This window comes from Candidatus Thiothrix phosphatis, assembly GCF_035668035.1.
Taxonomy (GTDB): Bacteria; Pseudomonadota; Gammaproteobacteria; order Thiotrichales; family Thiotrichaceae; genus Thiothrix; species Thiothrix phosphatis.
Map to the genome: position 1 here is coordinate 43,198 of NZ_JAYMYJ010000090.1, position 24,199 is coordinate 67,396.

General features: G+C 58.7%; 26 protein-coding genes. 11 read left to right on the forward strand and 15 right to left on the reverse strand.

The genetic code is table 11. The features are described 5' to 3' along the window. Positions 1–13: 13 nt before the first annotated feature. The 4 genes from VSS37_RS09330 to VSS37_RS09345 all read right to left on the reverse strand — a co-directional run bounded on the left by VSS37_RS09330 (position 14) and on the right by VSS37_RS09345 (position 3,061). Entirely contained in the window at positions 14–166 is a 153-nt protein-coding gene (locus VSS37_RS09330) for a DUF5989 family protein (RefSeq protein WP_324694601.1), read from the reverse strand. Beyond that, positions 166–435 (reverse strand): SxtJ family membrane protein, encoded by a 270-nt coding sequence (locus tag VSS37_RS09335; RefSeq protein WP_324694603.1) that lies wholly within the window; start codon positions 433–435, stop codon positions 166–168. Before VSS37_RS09335 ends, VSS37_RS09330 begins: the two co-directional genes overlap by 1 nt. Then, on the reverse strand, positions 416–2,260 hold the full coding sequence (locus VSS37_RS09340) for a carbamoyltransferase family protein (RefSeq protein ID WP_324694605.1): 1,845 nt from the start codon (positions 2,258–2,260) through the stop codon (positions 416–418). Before VSS37_RS09340 ends, VSS37_RS09335 begins: the two co-directional genes overlap by 20 nt. A 135-nt stretch (positions 2,261–2,395) precedes the next feature. Beyond that, positions 2,396–3,061, reverse strand: coding sequence for a histidinol-phosphatase (locus VSS37_RS09345; protein WP_324694607.1), 666 nt, complete (start codon positions 3,059–3,061; stop codon positions 2,396–2,398). Positions 3,062–3,178: 117 nt separating this feature from the next. Here VSS37_RS09345 and VSS37_RS09350 point away from each other — a divergent pair, with 117 nt between their 5' ends. Continuing rightward, positions 3,179–3,649, forward strand: coding sequence for an RNA pyrophosphohydrolase (locus tag VSS37_RS09350; RefSeq protein WP_324694609.1), 471 nt, complete (start codon positions 3,179–3,181; stop codon positions 3,647–3,649). A 43-nt stretch (positions 3,650–3,692) separates the two neighbouring features. Here the strand turns inward: VSS37_RS09350 and VSS37_RS09355 are convergent, their stop codons facing one another. Together VSS37_RS09355 and VSS37_RS09360 are read right to left on the reverse strand one after the other, a co-directional pair. Beyond that, on the reverse strand, positions 3,693–4,118 hold the full coding sequence (locus tag VSS37_RS09355) for a CopD family protein (protein WP_324694611.1): 426 nt from the start codon (positions 4,116–4,118) through the stop codon (positions 3,693–3,695). 3 nt (positions 4,119–4,121) lie between these two features. Next, entirely contained in the window at positions 4,122–4,622 is a 501-nt protein-coding gene (locus VSS37_RS09360) for a TlpA disulfide reductase family protein (RefSeq protein ID WP_324694613.1), read from the reverse strand. A gap of 74 nt (positions 4,623–4,696) precedes the next feature. Here VSS37_RS09360 and argC point away from each other — a divergent pair, with 74 nt between their 5' ends. The 4 genes from argC (at position 4,697) to erpA (ending at position 7,493) form a co-directional block, all read left to right on the forward strand. Then, positions 4,697–5,728, forward strand: a complete 1,032-nt coding sequence (argC, locus tag VSS37_RS09365) for an N-acetyl-gamma-glutamyl-phosphate reductase (protein ID WP_324694615.1) — start codon at positions 4,697–4,699, stop codon at positions 5,726–5,728. A 29-nt stretch (positions 5,729–5,757) separates the two neighbouring features. Further along, complete coding sequence (locus tag VSS37_RS09370; RefSeq protein WP_324694617.1) at positions 5,758–6,609, forward strand: DUF6776 family protein; 852 nt, start codon at positions 5,758–5,760, stop codon at positions 6,607–6,609. 6 nt (positions 6,610–6,615) lie between these two features. Beyond that, positions 6,616–7,074: a bactofilin family protein gene (locus VSS37_RS09375; RefSeq protein ID WP_324694619.1), complete on the forward strand. Its 459-nt coding sequence runs from the start codon at positions 6,616–6,618 to the stop codon at positions 7,072–7,074. Positions 7,075–7,142: 68 nt separating this feature from the next. After that, positions 7,143–7,493 carry an iron-sulfur cluster insertion protein ErpA gene (gene erpA, locus VSS37_RS09380; protein WP_324694621.1) on the forward strand — a complete coding sequence of 117 codons (351 nt, stop codon included), beginning with the start codon at positions 7,143–7,145 and terminating at the stop codon, positions 7,491–7,493. Positions 7,494–7,575: 82 nt separating this feature from the next. Here the strand turns inward: erpA and ppc are convergent, their stop codons facing one another. Beyond that, complete coding sequence (ppc, locus tag VSS37_RS09385) at positions 7,576–10,386, reverse strand: phosphoenolpyruvate carboxylase (RefSeq protein ID WP_375339137.1); 2,811 nt, start codon at positions 10,384–10,386, stop codon at positions 7,576–7,578. A gap of 253 nt (positions 10,387–10,639) precedes the next feature. On the opposite strand from ppc, the gene VSS37_RS09390 reads away from it, so the two are divergent. After that, the gene (locus VSS37_RS09390) at positions 10,640–11,143 is read left to right on the forward strand and encodes a phasin family protein (protein ID WP_324694623.1); all 504 of its coding nucleotides are present in this window, start codon (positions 10,640–10,642) and stop codon (positions 11,141–11,143) included. 146 nt (positions 11,144–11,289) lie between these two features. Here the strand turns inward: VSS37_RS09390 and VSS37_RS09395 are convergent, their stop codons facing one another. The 6 genes from VSS37_RS09395 to VSS37_RS09420 all read right to left on the reverse strand — a co-directional run bounded on the left by VSS37_RS09395 (position 11,290) and on the right by VSS37_RS09420 (position 17,157). After that, entirely contained in the window at positions 11,290–11,547 is a 258-nt protein-coding gene (locus VSS37_RS09395) for a hypothetical protein (protein ID WP_324694625.1), read from the reverse strand. 118 nt (positions 11,548–11,665) lie between these two features. Next, complete coding sequence (lptG, locus tag VSS37_RS09400; protein WP_324694627.1) at positions 11,666–12,733, reverse strand: LPS export ABC transporter permease LptG; 1,068 nt, start codon at positions 12,731–12,733, stop codon at positions 11,666–11,668. Continuing rightward, positions 12,730–13,827 (reverse strand): LPS export ABC transporter permease LptF, encoded by a 1,098-nt coding sequence (gene lptF, locus VSS37_RS09405; RefSeq protein WP_324694629.1) that lies wholly within the window; start codon positions 13,825–13,827, stop codon positions 12,730–12,732. The genes lptG and lptF overlap by 4 nt, the downstream gene beginning before the upstream one ends. Next, positions 13,794–14,564 (reverse strand): phosphatase PAP2 family protein, encoded by a 771-nt coding sequence (locus VSS37_RS09410; protein ID WP_324694630.1) that lies wholly within the window; start codon positions 14,562–14,564, stop codon positions 13,794–13,796. Before VSS37_RS09410 ends, lptF begins: the two co-directional genes overlap by 34 nt. Beyond that, positions 14,561–16,159, reverse strand: a complete 1,599-nt coding sequence (locus VSS37_RS09415) for an ArnT family glycosyltransferase (RefSeq protein WP_324694632.1) — start codon at positions 16,157–16,159, stop codon at positions 14,561–14,563. Before VSS37_RS09415 ends, VSS37_RS09410 begins: the two co-directional genes overlap by 4 nt. Next, positions 16,159–17,157, reverse strand: a complete 999-nt coding sequence (locus VSS37_RS09420; protein WP_324694634.1) for a glycosyltransferase family 2 protein — start codon at positions 17,155–17,157, stop codon at positions 16,159–16,161. The genes VSS37_RS09415 and VSS37_RS09420 overlap by 1 nt, the downstream gene beginning before the upstream one ends. A gap of 61 nt (positions 17,158–17,218) precedes the next feature. Here VSS37_RS09420 and VSS37_RS09425 point away from each other — a divergent pair, with 61 nt between their 5' ends. Genes VSS37_RS09425 through VSS37_RS09435 form a run of 3 tightly spaced genes read left to right on the forward strand, consistent with a single transcriptional unit; the run spans position 17,219 to position 20,326 of the window. Beyond that, entirely contained in the window at positions 17,219–18,154 is a 936-nt protein-coding gene (locus VSS37_RS09425) for a lysylphosphatidylglycerol synthase domain-containing protein (RefSeq protein WP_324694635.1), read from the forward strand. Continuing rightward, positions 18,147–19,592, forward strand: coding sequence for an ArnT family glycosyltransferase (locus VSS37_RS09430; RefSeq protein WP_324694637.1), 1,446 nt, complete (start codon positions 18,147–18,149; stop codon positions 19,590–19,592). Before VSS37_RS09425 ends, VSS37_RS09430 begins: the two co-directional genes overlap by 8 nt. Then, positions 19,589–20,326 carry a phosphatase PAP2 family protein gene (locus VSS37_RS09435; RefSeq protein ID WP_324694639.1) on the forward strand — a complete coding sequence of 246 codons (738 nt, stop codon included), beginning with the start codon at positions 19,589–19,591 and terminating at the stop codon, positions 20,324–20,326. Before VSS37_RS09430 ends, VSS37_RS09435 begins: the two co-directional genes overlap by 4 nt. A gap of 10 nt (positions 20,327–20,336) precedes the next feature. Here the strand turns inward: VSS37_RS09435 and VSS37_RS09440 are convergent, their stop codons facing one another. Both VSS37_RS09440 and hemW read right to left on the reverse strand, forming a co-directional pair. Then, a complete protein-coding gene (locus VSS37_RS09440) occupies positions 20,337–20,534 on the reverse strand; it encodes a CPXCG motif-containing cysteine-rich protein (RefSeq protein ID WP_324694641.1) in 198 nt (65 codons plus the stop codon). A 5-nt stretch (positions 20,535–20,539) separates the two neighbouring features. Then, the gene (hemW, locus tag VSS37_RS09445; RefSeq protein ID WP_324694643.1) at positions 20,540–21,688 is read right to left on the reverse strand and encodes a radical SAM family heme chaperone HemW; all 1,149 of its coding nucleotides are present in this window, start codon (positions 21,686–21,688) and stop codon (positions 20,540–20,542) included. Between the two features lie 75 nt (positions 21,689–21,763). Between hemW and VSS37_RS09450 the strand changes: the two genes are divergently transcribed. After that, a complete protein-coding gene (locus VSS37_RS09450) occupies positions 21,764–22,294 on the forward strand; it encodes a cytochrome b (protein WP_324694645.1) in 531 nt (176 codons plus the stop codon). A 48-nt stretch (positions 22,295–22,342) separates the two neighbouring features. After that, positions 22,343–24,181: a DNA helicase RecQ gene (gene recQ, locus VSS37_RS09455; RefSeq protein ID WP_324694647.1), complete on the forward strand. Its 1,839-nt coding sequence runs from the start codon at positions 22,343–22,345 to the stop codon at positions 24,179–24,181. The last annotated feature ends 18 nt before the right edge of the window (positions 24,182–24,199 follow it).

Genomic DNA, 24,199 nt, shown 5'->3' on the forward strand with positions numbered 1-24,199 from the left:
GCCGCCGCCTGCGTCAGAACAGGGTGTAGATGAATGGTGCCAAGGCGGAACCTTGGGCGAACACCAACAAGGCGCCAAACAGCACCAGCACCAAGATAATGGGGGCCAGCCAATATTGCTTGCGTTCGATCATGAACAGGCCGAGTTCTTTCAGTAAATCCAGCATCAGAATAACCTCTCGACGTGGTTGGGTGGGCGTGGTTGGCTGGGTTGGCGGAGTGACGCGCCGTCAGCCGTTTTCAGTGCGCGGATATGCCCTTGTTTCAGGCAAGCCATTAGCAAGCCAATGGGCACAATCAGTAGAAAATAGGCGATACCCAACAATATCCGGGTGTTGATCCAGCCCAGCAGGTCTCCAAACTTTATCCAGGCCGCGTAAGCGGTGCGCAGGAAACCGGCCTTTTTCGGGGTGGGTTTAGTCGGGGGTGAATGCATTGCGCCAGTCTCCTGAATCTTGCCATTCCGGTTGCGCCTGTTTGGACAGCAGGCAATTTTCCAGCACCAGGTAGTCCATATCGGTGCGCATGAAGCAGCGGTAGGCATCCTGTGGGGTGCAGACAATGGGTTCGCCGCGCACATTGAACGAGGTGTTGACCAGCACCGGGCAGCCGGTGAGCTGTTCGAACGCATCCAGCAACTGGTAGAAGCGCGGGTTGGTTGTGGGGTGGACGGTTTGCAGGCGGGCGGAATAATCCACATGGGTGACCGCCGGAATGTGCGAACGCGGCACCTTGAGCCGGTCGAGGCCGGTCAGGGCTGGCGTTTCCCCGTGGGCCGCGATGCGCCGTTTTTCCAGCACTTCCGCCACCATCAGCATGTAGGGGCTGTTGCGGCCGTGTTGGAACCATTCGCCCACCTTGTCGTATTTGACGGCGGGGGCGAACGGGCGGAATGACTCGCGGTATTTGATCTTGAGGTTCATGACCGACTGCATGGCGGGGTTGCGGGCATCGCCCAGGATGGAGCGTGCGCCCAATGCGCGGGGGCCGAACTCCATCCGCCCCTGGAACCAGCCGACCACTTTGCCATCAGCAAGGATGGCGGCGACCTGTTCCATGAGCGCCTTGTCGTCCAGGGCGGTGTACGGCAGATGCTGCCCATCCAGCCATTGGCGGATGGTGTCCGGCGGGAAAGCGGGGCCGAGGTAAGCGCCTTGCATGCTGTCTTCCGGCTCAACCTGTCGGGGCTGGTTGTGGTATTCGTGCCAGATGGCCAGGGCTGCGCCCAGCGCGCCGCCCGCGTCGCCCGCCGCCGGTTGTATCCAGATGTCCCGGAACGGGCCTTCCCGCAACAGGCGTCCATTGGCCACGCAATTCAGCGCCACCCCGCCAGCCAGGCACAGGTGATCGTTGCCGGTTTCGCGTTGCACGGTGCGTGCCAGCCGCAACACGATTGCTTCGGTGACAGCCTGGATGGAGCGGGCAATGTCCATTTCCCGCTGGGTCAGCCTGCTTTCCGGCTGGCGTGGCGGCGCACCAAACAGCTCGGCGAAACGGCGGTTGGTCATGGTCAGGCCGGTGGCATAACCGAAATGCGCCATGTTCAGGCGGAAAGTCCCGTCCGCGCGCAAATCCACCAGCTTGTCGAGGATCAGTTCCACGTAGCGGGGTTCGCCGTAGGGTGCCAGCCCCATCAGTTTGTATTCGCCCGAATTGACCTTGAAACCGGCGTAATAGGTGAAGGCGGAATACAGCAGGCCCAGCGAGTGCGGAAAATCCATCTGCCACAGCGGGGTCAGGCGGTTTCCATCGCCTTGCCAGACCGAGGTGGTAGCCCATTCGCCGACCCCATCCAGGCACAGGACTGCCGTTTTGGCGAAGGGGCTGGGGTAAAAGGCCGAGGCGGCGTGCGCCTGATGGTGCTCTGTAAACAGCAGCGGCGGCAGCGCCTTTGCCTTGAGCCCGGACAGCGCCGCCAGTTCCGTTTGCAGGGTTTGTTTCAGGAACAGCTTGTCCTTCAGCCATACCGGCATGGCGGTGACGAATGAGCGGAAGCCCCGTGGCGCGTAGTGCAAATACGTTTCCAGCAGGCGTTCGAATTTCAGCAGGGGTTTGTCATAGAAGACCACTTGGCTGACCGCTTGCAGGCTGATCCCGGCGGCTTCCAGGCAATAGCGGATGGCGTGGGCCGGGAAGGCCGGGTCGTGCTTTTTGCGGGTAAAACGCTCTTCCTGGGCTGCGGCCACGATCCGCCCATTGTGCAGCAGCGCCGCCGCGCTATCGTGGTAATAGGCGGAAAGGCCGAGGATATAGGAATTCATCAAACAAGCCATGGTCCTGATCAGTGGTGGGGCGGCAAGCCAGTTACCGGCGGTCAGGCCAATGTTGGGAAGGTTGCAGGGCGGGGTTCAAGCACAAACCCGCCAATGGTCAGGTTTTGGTGACAGGCATGCAGCTTACCGGGCGGGCGGGCGCAGGGAAATGACCGGCCATCCCCGTTGCAGGGCGGTTGCGCGCAAGGTGTCATCCGGGTCAACCGCGATGGGGTTGTCCACCATGGCCAGTAAGGGCAGGTCATTGTGGGAGTCGCTGTAAAAGTAACTGCCGCTCAGGGTTTCCGTCCGCTGTTTCAGCCATTGCTGCAAGCGCGTGACCTTGCCAGCCTGGAAACAGGGCACGCCGTCGATTTCGCGGGTATAGTGGCCATTGGCCACTTTTGGCTCCGTCGCCAGCAGGTGGGGGATGCCGAAAGCCTCGGCGATGGGGCGGGTGATGAAGCTGTTGGTGGCGGTGATGATGACCAGCGTATGCCCCTGGCTGCGGTGCTTTTCCACCAGCGCCAACGCGGCCTCCGACATCAGCGGGCGGATGGCCGTCGCCATGAATTCCCGGTGCAGCGCCGCCAGTTCTTCCATGCTGCGTTCGCTCAACGGCTGGAAGGAAAAGGCCGAAAATTCATGGATGTCCAGAATTCCCTGTTTGTATTGCTCGTAAAAATACTGGTTGGCGGTTTCGTAATGGTCCCGTTCCACCAGCCCCTTCCCAACCAGAAACTGTCCCCATTCGTAATCGCTGTCGCCACTGAGTAAGGTGTTGTCCAGATCGAAAAGCGCCAAGGCCATATTGCGGGCTCCTGTTGGGAAAAAGCGTTGATTGTACCCGCTTTTTGTCTTCATGAAATTGCCGAATGGTGACAGTTATGAAAAAATCAGGGTAAGTTAAGCTTTGGAGAGAGAATCGTGATTGATGAGGAAGGATTTAGGGCCAATGTTGGCATCATCCTCTGCAATTGCGATGGCAAAGTGTTTTGGGGGAGACGGCTGGGGCAGGATTCCTGGCAGTTTCCACAGGGAGGCATTGATCTAGGAGAAACGCCGACAGAAGCCATGTTCCGCGAACTTTATGAAGAAGTCGGCCTGAACAAGGAACAGGTGGAGATCGTTGGGCAAACCCGTGGATGGCTGCGTTACCGCATCCCCCATTACATGATTCGCCGTCGCGCGAGGCCGCTGTGCATCGGGCAAAAGCAGCGCTGGTTTTTGCTGCGCCTGTTGTGCAATGACCGGGATGTCAATTTGCACGCCACCGGAAAACCGGAATTTGACCATTGGGAGTGGGTGGACTATTGGAAACCCATCCGTCAGGTGGTGTTCTTCAAGCGCCGGGTCTACCATCGCGCGCTGAATGAGCTGGCACCGTTCTTGGAATAAGCCATGCTTCAGCCCTCCCCCAACAGGGCGAGGGCTGGACATTTCAGAAAGGCTTCAGCACCGCCAGTATCACCACAATGATCAGCAGCACGCTGGGCGCTTCGTTGAACCAGCGGTACCACTTGTGATCGTGGGTGTTGGCGTCGTTCCTGAAAGCGGCCATTAGCCGATAGCAGGCGTAATGGTAGGCGACCAACGCCGCCACCAGCAGCAGCTTGAGATGGAACCAGTGGGTGGCTGCCAGCAAGTAGCGCCAGTTGAGCGCCAGCATGGCGAGGCCGAACACCGCCGCCAGCACCGCCCCGATGGTCATGATGGCGAACAGGCGGCGCTCCATTACCTTGAACAGCTCGAAACTGCTGCGGTTTTCCGGCATGGCGTGGTAGACATACAGGCGTGGCAGGTAAAACAGCCCCGCGAACCAGGTCACCATGAAAATGATGTGGAAAGCCTTGAGCCAGAGGTACATGCCTTATCCTTTCATCAGTTCGCGGACTTTCTGCTCCAGTTCGGCGGCGTCCCATTCACCCAGTTTTTGCACCGCGACTTTACCGTCAGGGCCGACCAGGAAGGACGTGGGCGTCACCCGCACGTCGAACTGCTTGCTCAGTTCGCCGCTCTGGTCATGGGCGATGGTGTAGGAAATGCCTTTCTGCGCGCGCATGGCCTGAATGGCGGGCGTCTCATCGTAGGGCATGGCGACCGCGATAATGCGGAAGCCGGAACCCTGCATCTTGTGATCCAGCGCTTCCAGCACCGGGATTTCGCCGACGCAGCCAGGGCAGGTGGTTGACCAGAATGTAAGCAGGTAAGGCTTGCCTTTCAGGCTATCCAGGCTCAGTGAGCCGCCGTCAAGGGTTTGTACTGTGGTAGGGGGAATGCTCTTGAGGCCACCTCCCGGCGTCAGCAGAAAAAAGGCTGCAAGCCCCGCAATGAATGCCAGTATGGCAATTCCTTTGATGTCCAGTTTCATAGTGTAGAGGTTGTTAATCGTTAAGGAAGGCGTATTATACAGGGATTTTTCAGGCTGACAGAAATAGAGGTTGTGTGAAAAGGAAGATTGGTATTGTTGGCGCAACGGGTTATACAGGCGTTGAATTGCTGCGTTTGCTGGTCAGCCATCCCGACGTTGAAATCAGTTATGTCACGTCCCGTGAGCATGCTGGCAGCCGGGTGGACGCCATGTTTCCCAACCTGCGCGGCTATGTGGATCTTGAGTTTTCCGCCCCTTCCAATGAAGCCCTGAGTGGATGTGACCTGGTGTTTTTCGCCACCCCCAATGGGATTGCGATGAAAAGCGCCCAGGCATTGCTGGATGCAGGCGCGAAAGTCATTGATCTGGCCGCTGATTTCCGTATCAAGGACATCGCCGTCTGGGAAAAGTGGTACGGGATGCAGCACGCCAGCCCGCATCTGGTGGAGGAAGCCGTATACGGCCTGCCGGAACTGAACCGGGCGCAAATCCGCGAGGCCCGTCTGGTCGCCAACCCCGGTTGCTACCCGACTGCGGTCACGCTGGGTTTGCTGCCGCTGGTGGAAAAGGGTCTGGTTGACCTGGATCATATCATTGCTGACACCAAGTCCGGTGCCAGCGGCGCAGGCCGTAAGGCTGAAGTGCATACGCTGTTGGCGGAAGCTGGCGATAACTTCAAGGCATATGCGGCATCCGGTCACCGTCACCAGCCGGAAATCGCCCAAACGCTGTCTATGCTTGCCCGTCAGCCGATAAACCCTGTTTTTGTTCCCCATTTACTGCCAATGATCCGGGGCATTCACGCAACACTTTATGCGCTGCTGACGGCTGAGGTTGATTTGCAGCAGCTTTACCAGCAACGCTATGCGGATGAGCCGTTTGTGGACGTGCTCCCGGCCGGTGCCCACCCAGAAACCCGTTCGGTGCGCGGTGCCAACTTCTGCCGGATAGCCTTGCATCGCCCCGGCAATGGCGTGCGGGTGGTGGTGCTTTCCGTTATTGATAACTTGGTCAAAGGGGCGGCTGGCCAAGCGGTGCAAAACATGAACCTGATGTTGGGGCTGGCGGAGGAGGCCGCCCTGAAACAGCCAGGTCTGTTACCCTGATTGAGTGAGGAGATGGAATACAATCACGCATGAGTCTTGAATACATATTTGAAAACCGGGGAACTGTACAGGTGCGCCCGAGTTGTGGCGGTAAGCGCAACTTTTGTTGGTATATTTTAGGAGGGGCAGGGCTGTTATTGTTGGTGTTGTTGGTATGGCTGTTTTTCAGCGGATACTTGACATCTGCCGATTCATCTGGGGTGCATGCGCTGACTTTGCGCGGCAAAATGGATGAGCAAGAGAAGTTGATTGAAAAACAGGCCGCCTCAATTCGCAATCTTGAAGATCAGTTGGCGTCCGCCAAACGTGAACAGGAGGTTCAGCGTGCAGCCAACGATGAGCTGACCAAAAAATTTGCCGCTGCTGAAGCGGATCTTGCGGGTCAGCGTGACAAGTTGGCGTTGTATGAGGAAATTCTCTCTCCCGAAGGACTGGAGGAGGGGCTGAATATCCAGCATTTCAGCGTCAAGGAACGTTTGATTGACAGTGATGGCAATAAAGTGAACGGTGGCCATCTCTATCAGTATCACTTGGTCATGGCCAATATCCGTGGGGGGGATGCCTCTGTGAAAGGCAGCTTCTCCATTACCGTCACGGGCAAACAGGATGGCAAGGAAGTGACCGTAACCCAAAAAGACGTCACTCCCAAGGATGAAAAAACACTGACGGATTTTGATGTCAAGCATTATCAAAGCCTGGAGGGCAGCCTGTTGTTCCCGAAAGACTTTGTGCCGGTGTCCGTGAAAGTCAGGGTCAGTCCTGAATCAGGCGATGCCCCTGACCGTCTGACCAAAAGCTATAACTGGGCCTCGTTCAGTAAAGCCGGTTCTGCATCCAAGGCGGCTGAGTTAACAGTATCTACGACTACGAATAAGGAGTAAGCAAACATGTTCGGTAAATCCGCCAAGAGTACCGGTAGCAGCAGCCCTGCCAATAATGCGGGTCACAATGACCAGAAGATCCGTCGGGCGCAGGTCGACACCCTGATTGGCAAAGGTACAACCATTGACGGCGACTTGCGTTTTTCCGGTGGTTTGCATGTGGAAGGCGTCATCAAGGGCAACCTGGCGGCTGACGGTGACGACGCCACCTTGATCCTGAGCGAAGATGGCCATATCCAAGGGGAAGTGCGCGTGCCCAGCATGGTGTTGAACGGCATGATTGATGGCGATGTCTTCGCCAGCGGTAAAGTCGAGCTGTTTGAAAAGGCGCGCATTTGCGGCGATGTTTATTACAACCTGTTGGAAATGGCGGTTGGTGCGGAAGTCAACGGCAAGCTGGTGCGCCAAAAACCGGAAACCGGCAGTTTTGCGCCTCCCCCGTCGGTTTCTTCCGCCAGTGAATAAGGGCATTTTGCCCTGCTGTGGTGGTGATGTTAACGTGACCCATAGGTTTTAGTTCAGGAGACAGATACATGACGGTTGAAACAGCAATTCCTGCCCCATTGATGTTTACAGATGCAGCGGCGGCCAAAGTGCGGGCGCTGATTATGGATGAAGGCAACGACAACCTGAAACTGCGCGTGTTCGTGCAGGGCGGCGGTTGTTCCGGTTTCCAGTACGGCTTCACCTTTGATGAAAATGTGAATGACGACGACACTGCGGTGGAAAACGGCGGCGTGACCCTGCTGATTGATCCGATGAGCTTCCAATATATGGTGGGCGCCGAGATCGATTACACGGAAGGTCTGGAGGGCGCGCAGTTCGTCATCCGCAACCCGAATGCGACCACCACTTGCGGCTGCGGTTCTTCCTTCAGCGCATAACGCATAAGCAGGCGCGTCAGGCGTCAACAAAAAAGGCCGCATCAGCGGCCTTTTTTGTTTGCCAATGGCAGTCCCGTTTCGCCTAGCCGGTATTGCGCATACCGGCGGCGATGGCGTTGATGGTGCGCAACAACACGGATAGCCATGAGGAATCGGTGCTGCCGGTTTCCGCAACATAGCGGCGGTGGCGGCGGATCAGGGTGATTTGGATGTGGTTGAGCGGGTCCAGATACGGGTCGCGCCGTTGCAGCGAATATTGCAGCAGCGGGGTTTCATCCATCAGGTGCTCCAGTTGCGCGGTTTTGAGCACTTCACGGGTCGTCAGTGCGTGTTCGGCGCGGATGTCGGCGAAGATTTGCTGCGCGCTCGTCTGGTCGCCCGCCAGTTCGGAATACTCCTGGGCGGTCGCCATTTCCGCCTTGTACAGCGACATCTGGACGTTACTGAGCAGGGAGCGGAAGGCGGGCCATTCCTGGTACATGCGTTCCAGCAATTCGCCATTGCCGGGGCTGGCGGCGCGGAATTGCGACAACGCTGTGCCGATGCCGTACCAGGCGGGCAGGGTATGGCGGGATTGCGCCCAGCCGAACACCCACGGAATGGCGCGGATGGAGCTTTTGTCGCGCACGGTTTTCTTGCGGTGCGACGGGCGCGAGCCGATGTTCAACAGGGCGATTTCCTGCACTGGCGTGGCTTCGTAGAAATAATCCATCAGCCCCGGCGTCCAGTCAGTCAATTGGCGGTAACTGTTTTCGCCGATGGCGGCGATGCCGTTCATGGCCTGGAGGAATTCCGCCGGGTAAGAGCCGCGCTTTTTCAGCAGGCCACGGCTGGCTTTCAGCAGGCCGGTGGCACCGACACCCAATTCGTAGACCGCCGTTTCCACGTTGCTGTATTTGGTCGCGAGGACTTCCCCCTGCTCGGTGAACTTGATCTGTCCCTGCACGGTGTCGGGCGGTTGGGCAATGATGGCTTCGTGGGTTGGGCCGCCGCCCCGGCCAACCGTGCCGCCGCGCCCGTGGAACAGGCGGCAGCGGACGCCGTATTGGTCGGTCAGGGAAATGACTTCCTTCTGCGCGTTGTACAGGTTCCAGTTGGAGGCGAGGATGCCGCCGTCCTTGCACGAGTCGGAATAGCCGAGCATGACTTCCTGCATATTGCCGGAAGCGGCCAGCAGTTCACGGTAGGTTTCATTTTCCAGCAGGCTGGTCAGCACGCTGGTGATGTGCTTGAGGTCTTCGATGGTTTCAAACAGCGGGGAAACCAGGATGTGGCAGAACAGCTTGCGGTCTGCACCGTAGCCGATCAGCCCGGCCATACGCGCCAGCAGCATCACTTCCAGCACATGGCTGGCGGTGTGGGTCATGGAGATGACGTAGGCACCGAAGATGCCGGAACCGGCTTCGCTGCGCATTTCCACCATGCTGTCGAACACTTCCAGCGTCTCGGCGGTGCGTTCGCTCAGTTTGGGGCGGTGCGGCAACGGCAGGCGTGGGCGCTGGATCAGTTCGGCCAGCATCTCCATGCGCTCGCTTTCCGGCAGTTCCAAGTAGTTGCCGCACAGGTCGGACAGTTGCAGCAGTTCGGCGACGGTTTCGCTGTGGATGGTGGATTCCTGGCGGATGTCGAGCTTGTACAGGCCGAAGCCGCAGGTTTCCGCCAGCCGGATCAGGTCTTTCAGCTCCCGCCCGGCGATGACGTGGTCGTTGTGGCTGCGCAGGGAATCGCGGATCAGGTACAGCTCGTGGATGAAGTCCGCGATGTCGGCATAGGCGAATGCGGAGGGGTAAATGGCCCTGCCCGCCAGCCGCGCATTCACCATGTTCAGGGTTTCCTGCAATTTGTGGTGGATGATGCTGAGTAGGCGGCGGTAAGGCTCTTCCCTGAAGCTTTCCTTGGCGTAATGGAACACGACCTCGCCCAGCCCCATGCGCTGGTCTTCACTGCGCAGGTAGGCGCTGAAGGCTTCCGTCGGGGTGATGAACTGGGTGGAATGCGACAGCACGGAGCGCAATTCCCGCACGCGGCGGGCGTATTCCTCCAGCGCCATCTGCATCTGCATGCGGATGGCTTGGCGGGTCAGCGCCGGGGTGACGAACGGGTTGCCGTCGCGGTCGCCGCCGATCCAGGAGCCGAAGCGCAGGAAGCTGGGCACGCTGACGGCATGTTCGCCATAGGCGATGCGGGCGGCGCGTTCGAAATAGCGGTAAACCATCGGGATGGCGTCAAACAGCGATTCGCGGAAGTAGTAGAGGCCGTAGCGGATTTCATCCTCCACCGTCGGCTTGCGGGTGCGGACTTCGTTGGTGCGCCACATCAGCTGGATCTGGGCTTTCAGGTGCCGCAGCAGGGATTCGCGTTCGCTCGGGTCTTGGTTGATGTCGAGCTGGTCAATCACGAGGAAAATGCGGCGCTGGATTTCCATCATGGTGCGGCGGCGCGCTTCGGTCGGATGTGCTGTAAAAACCGGCGTGTAGCGCATCTGGTCGAGCAGGGATTGCAGCTCTGCCGCCGTCACCCCATCCTCCGCCAGCTCCAGAATGGTGCGCCGGACGGAACCCTTCCACAACTGGCTGTCGCCGTGCTGGATCTGGCGGCGGCGCTCCCGGTGCTGGAAATCTTCCTCAACGATATTGTTGAGGATGTAGAACGTGTTGAAGGCGCGGATAACCTGTTCCAGCATGTCCACATCCAGGCTGTCGATGAAGGTCATCAGCTCCTGGCGCAGGGCGGGGTCATTGCTTTTGCGCAGGCCGATGTAGCCACGGCGCAGTTTTTCCACGGTTTCGTAAACGGCTTCACCTTCCTGTTCACGAATGATTTCTCCCAGCAGTTCCCCGAACTGACGGATATTTTCCTGTAGTTTGGCAACGTCGAATGGCTTGTTTGTCATGGCGCTCTACTGTTTGTGGGGTGGCAAGGGTCATGCACGGCGATAACGTGCAGGTCATGAAACTATGCAAGAATGAGGCCGCCAGTATGCCTGATCCCCCTCGGGTCGGCAAAAAGGCATGAAAATTATGTCATCCCGAGTTTTTTGTGCATTGCAGCAAAAAAGTTGTTGACAGCATTTTCTGAAGGCGTTATTGTGCACTGCATCAAATGCTGCAAAGCACAAGAGATACCGCAACACTAGGAGATTGATTATGCAGAACGAAATGATGAACATCATGAAGCAATTCAGCGACAGCGCCCTGGCTTCTGCCAAAAAGATCGGCGACCTGAACCTGAAAACCTTCGAAACTCTGGCGACCAAACAGGCAGAACTGGTTAAGTCCTGCGTTGAAATGGGCACCAAGAATGCAGAAGCGGCCACCAAGGTGAAAGACCTGAACGAACTGACTGCCCTGCAACAGGAAGTGACCCGCGCTTGTGGCGAAAAATGGGTTGCCAACATGCGTGAAGCCACTGAAATGCTGACTTCTGTGCGTGACGAACTGACCGCCATCATGGAAGAAGCCGCCAAGTACACTCAGGAAAAAGCTGAACAGGCTGTAGAAGCCGGTAAGAAAGCTGCCACTGCTGCGGTTGAAAAAACTACTGAAGCAGTCGAAAAAGCCACTGCTGAAGTGGTTGAAATGACCAAAGAAGCAGCTGAAAAAACCGTCGAAGTCACCAAGAAAGCTGCTGCCAAAGCCAAAGACGCCTAATTGTAAAAAAGTTTAGTCGGCAGTGGGCCGGGGTGTAACTCCTCCTCTCCTCTCTCTAGCTACCCGGCTCACTTATCCTCCATTGCCCGCTCTCTTGGCGGGCAATTTTTTTTGAAGCTCCTCTTTCCCTTCCGCCATCTTCCAACTTACAGGCTTGGCTCTTGAGGCTGCCGTGCTGACGGCTGCTTGTCAGGTTGTTGCGCTTTGGGGTTGTAATTCAACAGGCAGTCATTTTTGCCGTCATCCCGCCCGATTTTGTAAAACAGCGCCAACGCCGAAGCCATCGCCACGCCTGCCAGCGTCTGCAAAAAGCCGAATCCGTTGATCAGGTTGGCCAGCACGGAAAACACGCCGATGCCAGCGAAAACATAAAGGGTAAGGCGAAGCAAAGCTTGTGATGACATGGATAAGCCCCCGCAGTCATTTAATAGTTAATTTTATGAAATGATAACAGCAGTTGAATTGCTCAGTAAACAAGCATGTTGGCGCGGCGCAACAAGCCCCTGGGCGTCCGCTTGTGCCTTAGCGCACCCGCCACAACATCCATGTTCCTCCAGCCAAAAAGACCAGCAAAGGCAGCGTGGCGGACAACAAGGGCGGGATGCCATAGACAATGCCTACATTGCCAAGGATGCGGCTAAACAGGAAGAAGGCGATGCCGATGATGATGCCGATAAAGATCCGCTGGCCTGCCCCGGCATTGCGTTGGAAGCTGAAGACAAACGGGGCCGCAATGATCAGCATCACCAGGGTCGACAGTGGCGTGGTGAAATGTTGCCAGAAAGCTTGTTCGAAACGGTCGCTGTTCAAGTCGTTTTCGCGCTGGTGTTGGATGAACTCAGCCAGTTCCCGCGCCGCCAACTGGTTGGGCTTGACCGCAGCAATGGTGAGGACTTGTTCAGGAAGCAGGTTGTCCGCATGCTCTGTTGCAAGCTTGGTTTGTTGGATGCCATCCGGGCGGATGATCCTGTGGTTGACGCCATGCAGTAGCCAACCCTCCGCATCCCGTTCAGCACTGTCAGCATGCGTGATGTTTTCAATGCGCCCCTCGGCGGGGTTGACCGTATAAACAGAAATGCCCTCAAGCTTTTTTTCCGACCATAATTTGGCGATATTGAGGATGCGGTCGCCGTCCTTGACCCAAACGCCTTGGTCGCTGACGGCAAGCTGTTTTTGTTGCATCTGTAATTTGAAATTGTTGGCGGCCAGCTCGGTGCGGGGTGCCACCCATTCCCCCAGCACAAACACCAGCATCACCAGCGCCAGCCCCAGTTTCAGCGTCATCAGCACGATTTGGCGGATGGAAACGCCCGCCGCCCGCATCGCCGTCAATTCGCTGTTGGCGGCCAGATTGCCCAACCCCAACAGGCTGCCAATCAGGGTGGCGGTGGGGAAGTAGTCGTACAGGAATTTGGGCACACCCATCACGATGTAATAGAACGCCTGCAAGCTCCCGTAGTGGGTGTCAGGGCTGGTGTCGCCGAGTTCCCCCAAAAAGGCGAAAAACCTGTCAAGCAGCAGCAGCGCCAGCCAAGTGACCAGGATACTGGACAGGACGCTTTTCCAGATGTAACGCTCCAGGATGTTCATGCCGGTTTTCCATAATATTTGCGCAACAACCAGAAGCTGAGGCCAAGCACCGCCAAATGTATCCACCACAATCCGGGAAGGATGGGGAAACCGCCCCGATCCATCATGCCGCGCACCGTCGCCAGGACGCTGGCGTAGACGGCGTAGATCAGGATGGCGACCGCAATTTTGCTGTAACGCCCTTGCCGGGGGGCGGTGTAACTGAGCGGGAAAGCCAGCAACGCCAGCAGGGGGGCTGACAGGATGACAGCGATCCGCCATTGCAGTTCGGCGCGGGAAGCCGGGTCGGTCTGTTGCAACAATTGTTGGATCGGGACTGCCGCCAAGCTGTCGCCGCCCTGAAAACTGCGCAAGGGGATGCGGATGCCGTGTTCACCGAAGCGGATGATGGTCATGCCGCCCTTTTCCGGGTCAGATTCGTAACGGTAGCCGTCACTGATCTGCAATACCCGCTCCCCGGTGCCGGAATCGATGAACAGCACCGCAGACTTTGCCCAGATGACAATTTCCTTCCCGCCAGCTTTGGCGCGGATGAAAAAGCGCTCCATCACCGTGTGGCTGGGGTCAATGCTTTCTGCCAATGCCGTGTAATTGCGTTCCTCCGTGCCGGAACTGACGAACTCACCAGGCGGGATGCCAGCCGCTTCCGGACGCTCATTGATTTCGCGGCGCAGCTCCAGGTTGCTGGCTTCCAGCCACGGCGACACAAAGATGACCAGCACGCCCAGCAACAGGGTCAAGGGCAGCACGAAACTGAAAATGGCGCGGTAAAAATGGCGCGGCGCGACACCTGCCGCCCGTAACGCCGCCATTTCCGAATCCCGGTACAGGCGGCTGAACGCCAGCATCATGCCGATCAGCAACGCCACCGGCACCAGACGGATCAATTGTTTCAGCGAACCGAACCACAACAGGCTGCCGACCAGGTCAGCGGGCAAGTTGCCGGTGCTCGCATCCGCCAGCAGGCGCACGAACGTGTTGCCGACAATGATCAGCGTCAGCACCAGCAGGGTGGCGATGAAGCTGAGGGCGATTTCCTTGAACAGGTAGCGGTTGATGATCATGGTGTCGGCCTGGGTGCGGGTTTGCGCCATCTCAGGCGGAGGGCGGCGATACAGGAACCGGCTGAAGCCGCCGCGATCGCCATTTGCAGCCAGAACGCCTGCGGATAGCCGCTATCCAGCCAAAACAGCAGTAAGGCAAACAGCAAAAATAACCCCGCCAGCGTTTGTTGCCCACCAGATGTGGCAGGCCAGCGCCAGTGGTTCGCCAGCTTCCACCCCACCCAAGCTGAAAACCAGCCGCAAGCAGCGCCAGCGGCGACATCCATCGGCCAATGCGCGCCGACCGCGATCCGGCTGCAACCGACCAGCAAGGCGGCGCAGTAGAGCAGGGCGGTCAGGCGTCCCCGCTGCAACACCAGCGCGTAGACGCCCGCCACCACAAACGCAGCGGTGGTGTGCCCGGAAGGGAAGCTGAACGTTTGCAGCTCAATTCCGGCGACATGCACTTGTTGGCCCAAGACCGCCAGCGGCCTCTCCATCGCCAGCAGGGGTTTCAGGCTGCGGGTAAGCAGGGTGGCGACCAGCCCCGCCAGCAACCCGGTTGGCAGCAATTGCGGGTGGCGGAAGGCCAGCAGCCCCAACAGGGCCAGCGACGCCAGCGCATCGCCCAGCAGCGTGATGTTTTCCCAAACGGCATCCGGCCATAGCGCAAACCATTGTTGCAGGTGCAGGAACAGGGCGGTATTGAGGCCGAACCCCCCGATGGTGGCGGCCAATAGCAGCATCAGCAATACGGGCACGCCGATGGTTTCCAGTTCATCCCTCATGGCGCTTTCACCCGCTTGGCCAGCACCAGCCCGCCGCGCTTGAACACGACGATGTAATTTTCCGCCGGTTGCAGATGGCCTTCTTTTGAGAAGGCATATTCCCCTACCGCTGGCGCGCGCCGTGGCGTAATGGCCTCACGGTAAACGGTGAAGCTCGGCATGTTGACCCCATCCATGACGATGGTGGAGCCGCTGAGATTGCTGTTGGCGAAGCGTGCCGCATCTTTCACCGCCGCTTGCTGGGTGTAGCCCGCCACTGGAATCAGGATGCTGCTGAGGAACAGCGTTTGCAGGATGGCGGCCCCTATCAGGCGCAAATGGTTTGGCGTTTTCGGCCACAGCAGCAGCGCCAACAGCGCCAGCAGGTAAATGGCCGTCGCCGGGCGGTAATAGGCTCCCGTGATTGTCTGGAACTGCGCCAGCAGGCCCTGGAAATAGGGCGCAGGGTTTTGCGCAACGGCGTATGCCAACAATTCCGGCAGGAACAGCAGGACGCCAGCGATCAGGATGGCGGGCACCAACGCCAGCCAGCGGTTGGGGTTTTCCCCGCAGTGTTTCGCCAGCAGCAGCAGCAAAGGCGTTGCGCCGTACAGCAGGTAATGCGGCAGTTGGGTGCTGGACAAGGAAAAGAATACGAACACAAACAGGAACCAGAACCACAGAAAGCGGCTGAACTGCGCCGCCGCCAACTCCGTCGCTGTTGCGGCTGGCGGCTTTCCCTTGCGCAGCAGGGAGGAAAACAGCGGGATCAGCAAGCCGCTGAACGGCAGCAACATGAAGGGCAGCGCGACAAGGTAATACCAGAGTTGCCCGCCATGACCTTCCATCGTGTCGGAAAAACGGCTGACATTGTGCTTGAAGAAAAAGCCGTCGATAAACGCCTGCCCTTGCGCCAGGTATTCCAGGATGTACCAAGGTGCCGCCACCGCCAGGAACACCGTCAGCCCGAATGGGCTGAAAACGGTTTGCAGCCAGCTTTTCCACTGGCCGTTGCTGACATACAGGAATGCGCTGGCCACCAGGGGAATGGCGACCGCCACCGGCCCCTTGCACAGGAACCCCAGCCCCAGCCAGAAAAAGACCCGGAACAACAGCATGCGGGTAGGCTGTTCCCAATAACGCCAGATGTCGAACAGGGCAAGCGCAATCAGCAGATCCAGCAGGGCGTCGGCGATCGCTGCCCGCCCGATGAGCACGATCATGGCGGAAGTGGCCACCATCACGGCGGCGAGGATGGCGTTGCGCCGGGGCATGCGCGGCTTGGCGAAATAGTATGTCGCCATGACCCAGGCGCTCGCCGCCAGTGCTGACGGTAGCCGCAGGCTCCATTCGTGCAGGCCGAACGCCGTCACGCTCAACGCCTGTAGCCAGTAAATCAGGATCGGCTTGTCAAAGCGTGGTTCGCCGTTGAGGAAGGTGGTGATGAAATCGTGGCGCTGGAGCATTTCCCAGGTCGCCGCGCTGAAGGCGCCTTCATCCAGGTCGAACAGGGCGGGTGCCCCCAATTGCCAGAAAAAGGCGAGCAACACCAGTGGCAGCAGGAAACCATCGCCGCTTTGCAACAGCCAGTGGCGCAGCCCGGCGGCGGCACGCATCAGGTGGACTGCTTCCAGCCATGCGCCGCGTTGTCTTCCCTTGGCGCACGGATGACGTAGGCGTTGCGGCTGGAGGATTCAAAGTAAACCCGCGCCAGCAGTTCCGCAATAATGCCGGTGGTCAGGAACTGGATGGAGGTGATCATCAGCATGACCCCCGCCAGCAGCAGCGGCCTGCCGCCGATGTCATGGCCGAGGATGAATTTGTCCATGCCCAGCCAGCTCAGGATCAACGAGCCGATCAGCCCGAACGCCAGCCCGATGGTGCCGAACAGGTGTCCGGGGCGCGCCCGGAAACGCATGAAGAACCACATGAACAACAGGTCGATGATCACCCGGAAAGTGCGTGAAATGCCGTATTTGGATTCCCCGCTGAGGCGTTCATTGTGGTTGACCACCCGTTCGCCGATGCGGGACGGCGGCACGGCGGTGGCGACCCAGGCTGGGATGAAACGGTGCATTTCACCATACAGCCGCACCTTTTCCATCACCGAAGCACGGTAGACCTTGAGGCTACAGCCATAGTCGTGCAGGTAAACGCCGGTGACCTTGCGGATCAGGCGGTTGGCGATGCGGGAAGGGATCTTGCGCAGCACCAGCGTGTCCTTGCGGTTTTTGCGCCAGCCGACCAGCAAATCCAGGTCGCGTTCCTGTAATTCCTGCAACATGGCGGGGATGTCGTTGGGGTCGTTTTGCAGGTCGCCGTCCAGCGTCACCAGCAGGGAGCCGCGCGATTGGTCAATGCCTGCCTGCATGGCGGCGGTCTGGCCAAAATTACGCTGTAATTCCACCACGTGGATATGGTTGCCGGATTTAGTGGAAGCCTCGTGCAAACGTTGTAGCGTGTGGTCGGAGCTGCCATCGTCCACCAGCACCATTTCCCATGGATAGGCCATATTTTCCAACGCTTGGGTCACCCGCTCCACCAGGGGCAGGACATTATCCTCCTCGTTATAGAACGGCACGATGATACTGACGCTATCAGCATAATTTGTCATTAATTCATTATCCGGTTCGGTTACAATGCTGCGCTGGATTATACGTTAAAGCAGGTAAAGGATGACAGAACAGAGCAATACATCCGGCCAGCGTTGGCAAGTGGCGCTTTCGTGGCTGGTGCTGATCCTGTTTGTCGCAGGGGTGGAATACTGGATCGGCTGGAAAAGCGTGCTGGAGCCATGGCTGGCGTTCAGTTGGGCGCAGGGCTTGATCGCGCTGGCCTTGCTGGTGTTGAGCTACGCCTTGCGGGCATGGCGGATGTACGATTATTTCCCACAATTCCTGACCGGGCGCTGGCTGCAAACCTGGCGGCTGATGCTGATACACAATGCGCTCAATAACCTGCTGCCAGCCCGTACTGGCGAGATCAGTTTCCCTGTGTTGATGAAGCGTTATTTCAACGTGGCGTATGCGCATTCGGTGTCGGCGCTGCTGTGGTTCCGGGCGCTGGATTTGCACGCCATCCTGACGTTTGCGGTGTTCCCCTTGCTGATTGCGACCCGGCTGCGGGTGATCGCGTGGCCGTTGCTGTTGGTGTGGATGTTGCTGCCCATTTTGGTGTATGTGCTGCGCAACCGGATTGAAATCAGCCTTGCGGGCAAGGATGGCAAGTTCAGCGAGGTCATGCAGCAGGCCCTATACGGCCTGCCGGACAGCTGGGGGGCGTTCTGGCGCAGCTGGGCGATGACTTGGGCGAACTGGCTGGTGAAGCTGGTGACGCTGGCCTGGTTGTTGGGGCAATTCGTGCCTGATGCGAGCGGGAACCTGTTGCTGACCAGCGTGGTGACAGGGGAGCTGACCAGCGTGTTGCCTATCCATGCGCCGGGCGGTTTCGGCACCTATGAAGCCGGTGTGCTGGCTCCGCTGTCACGTATCATTGAGGTGAAGCAGGCGGCCATGGGCGCGGTGAATCTGCACCTGTTCGTGCTGGGTTCCTCGCTGGTGGGGGCGGTGATCGGTTGGATGATCCCATTGAAAGACAGGCAAAATGTTTGAACAGTGGCGAGGGCGGCAGGCTGGCGGGATGGCCATTTTGCTGCTGGGATTGCTGGTTATTACGGCTTACCGTGCTTGGGTGGTGGCGACTGGCGGGCTGAACTTGTATGTGGATGAGGCACAGTATTGGTATTGGGCGCAAACCCTGGATTGGGGGTACTACTCCAAGCCGCCGATGATCGCCGCCATTATTGCCGCCACCACCAGCGTGTGCGGCGATAGCGAGTTTTGCGTGCGTGCAGGCAGCCTGCTGTTTTATCCGCTGAGTACGTTGACGTTGTTCTTGCTGGCCAGGCGCTTGTTTGATGCGCGGGTGGCGTTGCTGGCAGCGTTGCTGTTCATCACCCTGCCGTCGGTGAGCCTGTCTTCCTCCCTGATTTCCACCGATGTGGCGCTGTTTTTTTTCTGGACGTTGGCGTTGTACGCTTTTGTGCGCGCATTGGATAGCGACGCTTGGGGCGATTGGTTATTGCTAGGGGTTGCCTTGGGGCTGGGCATGTTGAGCAAGTACACCATGGGCGTTTTTTTTGTGTCCGCGCTGGTGTATGTGCTGGTTGCACGGCGCTTTGGCGTGCTCCTGAACCCAAGGGCGTGGGCGGCGGTGTTGGTGTCGGCGCTGGTGTTCGCGCCCAATCTGTGGTGGAACTGGCGGCATCATTTCCCGACCTTCCAGCATACCGCCGACATTGCGGCGGGCGCTGCCGGGAGTTTGCTGCATTGGGATGAGCTGGGCGAATTTGTCGGTGGGCAATTCGGCATGTTCGGCATCCTGCTGTTGCCGCTGTTGGGCTGGGCGATGCTCAGGGGGCGGATGCGGCATAAGGCCCTGTTGTTGAGCTTCACGTTGCCATTCCTGTTGATCATTGCCTTGCAGGCGCTGTTTGGCCGCGCCAACGCCAACTGGGCGGCGCCTGCTTACGTGGCGGCCACTTTGCTGGTGGCGGCGTGGTTGCAGGAACACGGGAAACTGTTCGCCACCGCCCTGGCGGCGAATATTCTGCTGGGTTTGCTGGCCTACCATCCGGCACCGCTGGATTATCTGCTCCATACCGACCTGCACAAGCGCCTCAAAGGCTGGGACATGATTGGGCGGCAATATTTGGCCATCCAGCAGCAGTATCCGGACGCCATCTTGCTTGCAGATGGCCGTGATGTGCTCAGTGAACTGGTGTATTACGCCCGTCCGCAAGGTTTGCGTGGGGTCAGCTGGAACCCGCATCAGCAGCTCCGCCACCATTACGACCTAGTGACGACGCTGGCGGACAAGACCGGCAAGGATTTCCTGTTGGTGACGCAGGGCGGGCCGCCTGCTGACATTCCGGGCTATTTCGCCAGCCTGCAAGCAGTGGGCAGCCTTCAGGCCAATATTCACCCATCCTGGCGTCTGCAATACAATGTCTACTTGCTCAGGACATTCAAGGGTTTGGCTCTGCCATGAAATTCTGGAACAAATACCCGCGCGCCTGGTTGTGGTCCAACATTGTGGCGGCTTCCACGGTGGTGTTTTGGTTTTCCAATTGGGATGTGACCATCGCGCGGTTTTTCTACGATCCGGCGACAGGGGAAGCGAAACACTGGTTGCTGGATGATTTTCCCTTGTGGAAACTGCTGTTTTACGATGGTGTCACTGTCGTGGCGACGGGCGTTTTGGTGGGGACATTGCTGGTGCTGATCGGGAGCACATTGCTGCGGCGCTGGCGGCTGCTGCGTTTGTACGCGCTGTATGTGCTGCTGGTGTTTATCCTCGGGCCGGGGCTGCTGGTCAACAGCTTGTTCAAGGATCATTGGGGCAGGCCGCGCCCCTTGCAGGTGGAACAATTGGGCGGGCAGGAACACTACGCGCCGCCGGGCTATTTTGTGGCGAATGGCCACGGGCGTTCTTTTCCCAGTGGGCACAGCTCGGTAGGGTTCGCCTTCATCGCGTTCTGGTTCCTGTTGCGCAGGCACAAACCGGCGCTGGCGAAAATGGCACTGCTGTTGTCGTTGCTGTTTGGCTGTACGATTGGCCTGACCCGGATGGCGGCGGGCGGGCACTTCCTTTCCGATGTGATGTGGTCAGGCTGGGTGGTGCTGTTTGCATCCTGGCTGCTGTATTACCCCATTATGCGGATGCCTGAACGCGAGGCCGCCCACCTGCTCCCCGGCCCCGGCAAAGCAGCCAGGGAGCAATAGGCGCACGGCGTCAGCTATTGCCCGGCAGCACTTCGATGCGGGCAATTTCCCCTTCATCATCAATGTGGATGAACAATTCAATCGGATTGCAGCAAACCTGGCAGTCTTCGTAATAGTCCTGGCTGCCGCCGGTGATGTCGACTTCGGTGGAAAACTCTGAATAGCAGTAAGGGCAGGTGATATTGGTGTGGGTTAGGGCCTGCGACATGATGACTAATCCTCCAGAAAGAGTTGGATAACCTCATTCAGGAACTGCCAGCCGATTTCTGTCGGGCGGATAAGGTCGCCGTTGAAATCCAGCAAACCGCGCTGTACAGCCTGATCCAGCCCCGCCTCCAGGTGGCTGGGCGACAGACCGGTCCGTTCGGTAAACAGGCTGGGGGAAAAGCCCTCCCGCAAGCGCAGAGCATTCAGCATGAATTCAAAGCCCAGATCCGCTGCGGTAAGCGTCTGCTCACCGGCGCGCGCCCGGCCTTGCATGGCCTGCTGCATGTATTCCGCAGGTTGCCGGTATTTGTGATAGCGGATGACGTTGGCTTCAGCAGGATTTGTTATTTTGCCGTGCGCGCCAGCGCCTATAGCAGCATAGTCACCAAATTCCCAGTAGTTCCGGTTATGCCTGCATTTGAAACCCGGTCTGGCATAGGCGGAAACTTCGTATTGAGTATAACATGACAATTTGATTAATTGTTGACCTGCAAACTGCATTTCTGCGATTAAATCGTCATCTGGCAGCTGGGGTGGCTGTTTATGGAACAGCGTATTGGGTTCAAGGGTGAGCTGATACCACGACAAGTGGGTGGGGGCGAGCGCCACTGCCTGTTGCAAGTCCTGTAGCGCTTCCTCTAGCGTCTGTTGCGGCAGGCCGAACATCAGGTCGAGGTTGAAGTTGTCGAAACCGGCGGCGCGGGCGATGTCAGCGGCGCGCAAGGCTTCCCCCCGGTCATGCACCCGCCCCAATGCCTGCAAATGCTGCGGGTTGAAGCTCTGGATGCCGACTGACAGGCGGTTGACGCCCGCTTCCCGGAAACCCCGGAATTTTTCCTGCTCAAAGGTGCCGGGGTTGGCTTCCAGGGTGACTTCGATATTGGGGCGGAATGGCAGCAGGGCGCGGACGCCATTGAGCAGCGCGTCGATGCTTTCCGCCGCCAGCAGGCTGGGGGTGCCGCCGCCGATGAAGATGGATTCCAGCCTGCGCCCCCAGATGTGCGGCAATTCGCTGGCAAGGTCGGCCAGCAGCGCCTGCACGTATGCCTGTTCCGGCACATTGGCGGGCGCGTTGTGCGAATTGAAGTCGCAATAGGGGCATTTGCGGATGCACCAGGGGATGTGGATATAAAGGGAAAGGGGGATATGGGTCATGCTTTTTTATACACGGGTCAAGGGAAGTCGGCTATTATTCTGCCTGAATTTACAGTGAAAATAGGTGGTTATGCTATGTCTGACATTTCAAAGTACAACAATGTGCAGGTCGCACTACATTGGCTTACGGCTCTCCTGATTGTGTTTTCCCTGCTCATGGGAATGTTCGTGCTGGAGGCGACGCCCAACAGCGACCCGGCGAAAGTGACGGCCCTGCGGGGCCATATGTTGTTCGGCGGCCTCATCCTGCTGCTGACGCTGGCGCGGATTGTCTGGCGGCGCATCAGCCCGCAGCCGCCGCATGCAACGACCGGCAACCCCATGCTGGACAAACTGGGCGTCGCCGCCCACTACGCCTTGAATATCCTGGCCCTGCTGACGGCCTTGAGCGGCATTGGCATCGCCATCATGGCCGGGCTGCCGGAGATTGTCTTTAATGGGCAGGGCGCGCTGCCGGAAACATTTTCTGTCTACCCGCCACGGATTGTGCACGGCATCCTCACCAAATTGCTGTTGCTTCTGGTTGTCCTGCATGTGCTGGCCGGTTTCTATCACCAGTTCGTGTTGAAAGACCGCTTGTTTGGACGCATGTCATTCCGCAAGTGAGCTCCGGAATTGTATAGACTGGCCGGGTGATAATGAAATAAAGAAACCATGCAACGCGCTTACGACATTCTCAGGCAAACCTACGGCTACGCCGATTTTCGCCTCAACCAGCGGGACATCATCGGCTCCCTGCTGCAAGGCCGCGATGTGCTGGCGCTGATGCCGACCGGCGGCGGCAAGTCGCTGTGCTACCAGATTCCGGCGTTGGCGCGTGATGGCGTGGGCGTGGTGGTTTCCCCGCTGATCGCGCTGATGCAGGATCAGGTCGACGCCCTGCAACAACTCGGCATCCGCGCCGCTTTCCTCAACTCTTCCCTGGACTATGGCGCGGCGGCGCAGGTGGAGCGCGAGCTGCTGGCTGGCGCTCTCGACCTGCTCTACGTTGCGCCCGAACGCCTCCTCAGCGACAAGATGCTCTCCTTGCTGGAACGCCTGCGCGGCGGTGGCGGCATCGCCTTGTTCGCCATCGACGAAGCTCATTGCGTGTCGCAATGGGGGCATGATTTCCGCCCGGAATACCAGCAGTTGTCAGTGCTGGCGGAACGTTTCCCCGGCATCCCGCGCATTGCGCTGACGGCTACGGCGGATCAGCGTACCCGGCAGGAAATTACCCAGCAGCTACGCCTGCAAGACGCCGACATTTACATCAACAGTTTCGACCGCCCCAATATCCATTACACCATCCAGCAGGGGCAGAACGCCCGCCAGCAATTGTGGCGTTTCTTGCAGGACAACCATCCGCAGGACGCCGGGATCGTCTACTGCCTGTCGCGCAAAAAGGTGGAGGAGACCGCCGCCTGGCTCAGTGGGCAAGGCCGGGTGGCACTGCCTTACCATGCCGGGATGAATGCGGAAACCCGCCGCGAACACCAGCAACGTTTCCTGCGCGAAGACGGCGTGATTGTCGTCGCCACCATTGCTTTCGGCATGGGCATCGACAAGCCGGATGTGCGTTTCGTCGCCCACCTCAACTTGCCCAAAAGCATCGAAGCCTACTACCAGGAAACCGGGCGCGCCGGGCGTGACGGCCAGCCCTCCAACGCTTGGATGGCTTACGGCTTGCAGGATGTGATCATGCTGCGGCAGATGATGCAGGAATCCACCGCCAGCGAGCAGCAAAAGCGCGTCGAACACCACAAGCTGCAAGCCATGCTCGCCCTGTGCGAAATGACCGCCTGCCGCCGTCAGGCGCTGCTGGAATATTTCGGCGAAAGCGCGCCCGAACCCTGTGGCAACTGCGACAATTGTCAGCATCCGCCAGAAATGTGGGAGGCGTCAACCGCCGCGCAAAAGGCGCTGTCCTGCGTCTACCGCACCGGGCAGCGCTTCGGCGTCAATTACGTGGTTGACGTGTTGCTGGGCAAGGAGGATGACCGTATCCGCCAGTTCGGCCACGACCAGCTTTCCACTTACGGCATTGGTGTGGGGCATTCGCAGGCGGATTGGCGCAATATTTTCCGCCAGTTGATTGCGCTCGGCTATCTGAGCGTGGATGTGGAGGGCCATGGCGGCTTGCGCCTGACCGACAAATCCCGTCCGCTGCTGCGGGGCGAGGCGGAACTGCATTTGCGCAAGGAGCAGAAGCCCGAACGCATCCGCCAGGAACGTAACCGGACGGAGCGGGCGGCTAAATCCGTAGCGCAGCGTGACACCCTGCCCGCCGCCGCGTTGGCGCTGTTCGAGGCATTGCGCAACCTGCGCAAACGGCTGGCCGAGGAACAAGGCGTGCCGCCCTACATCATTTTCCACGACGCCACCTTGCTGCACATGGCCAACGGACGCCCGCAAACGCTGGAGGCCATGCGCGGCATCCCCGGCATCGGGCAGCGCAAGCTGGAGCAGTACGGGCAGGCGTTTTTGGACGTGGTGCTGGGGGAGGCGGGCTAATGCCGTGCTATACTGAAC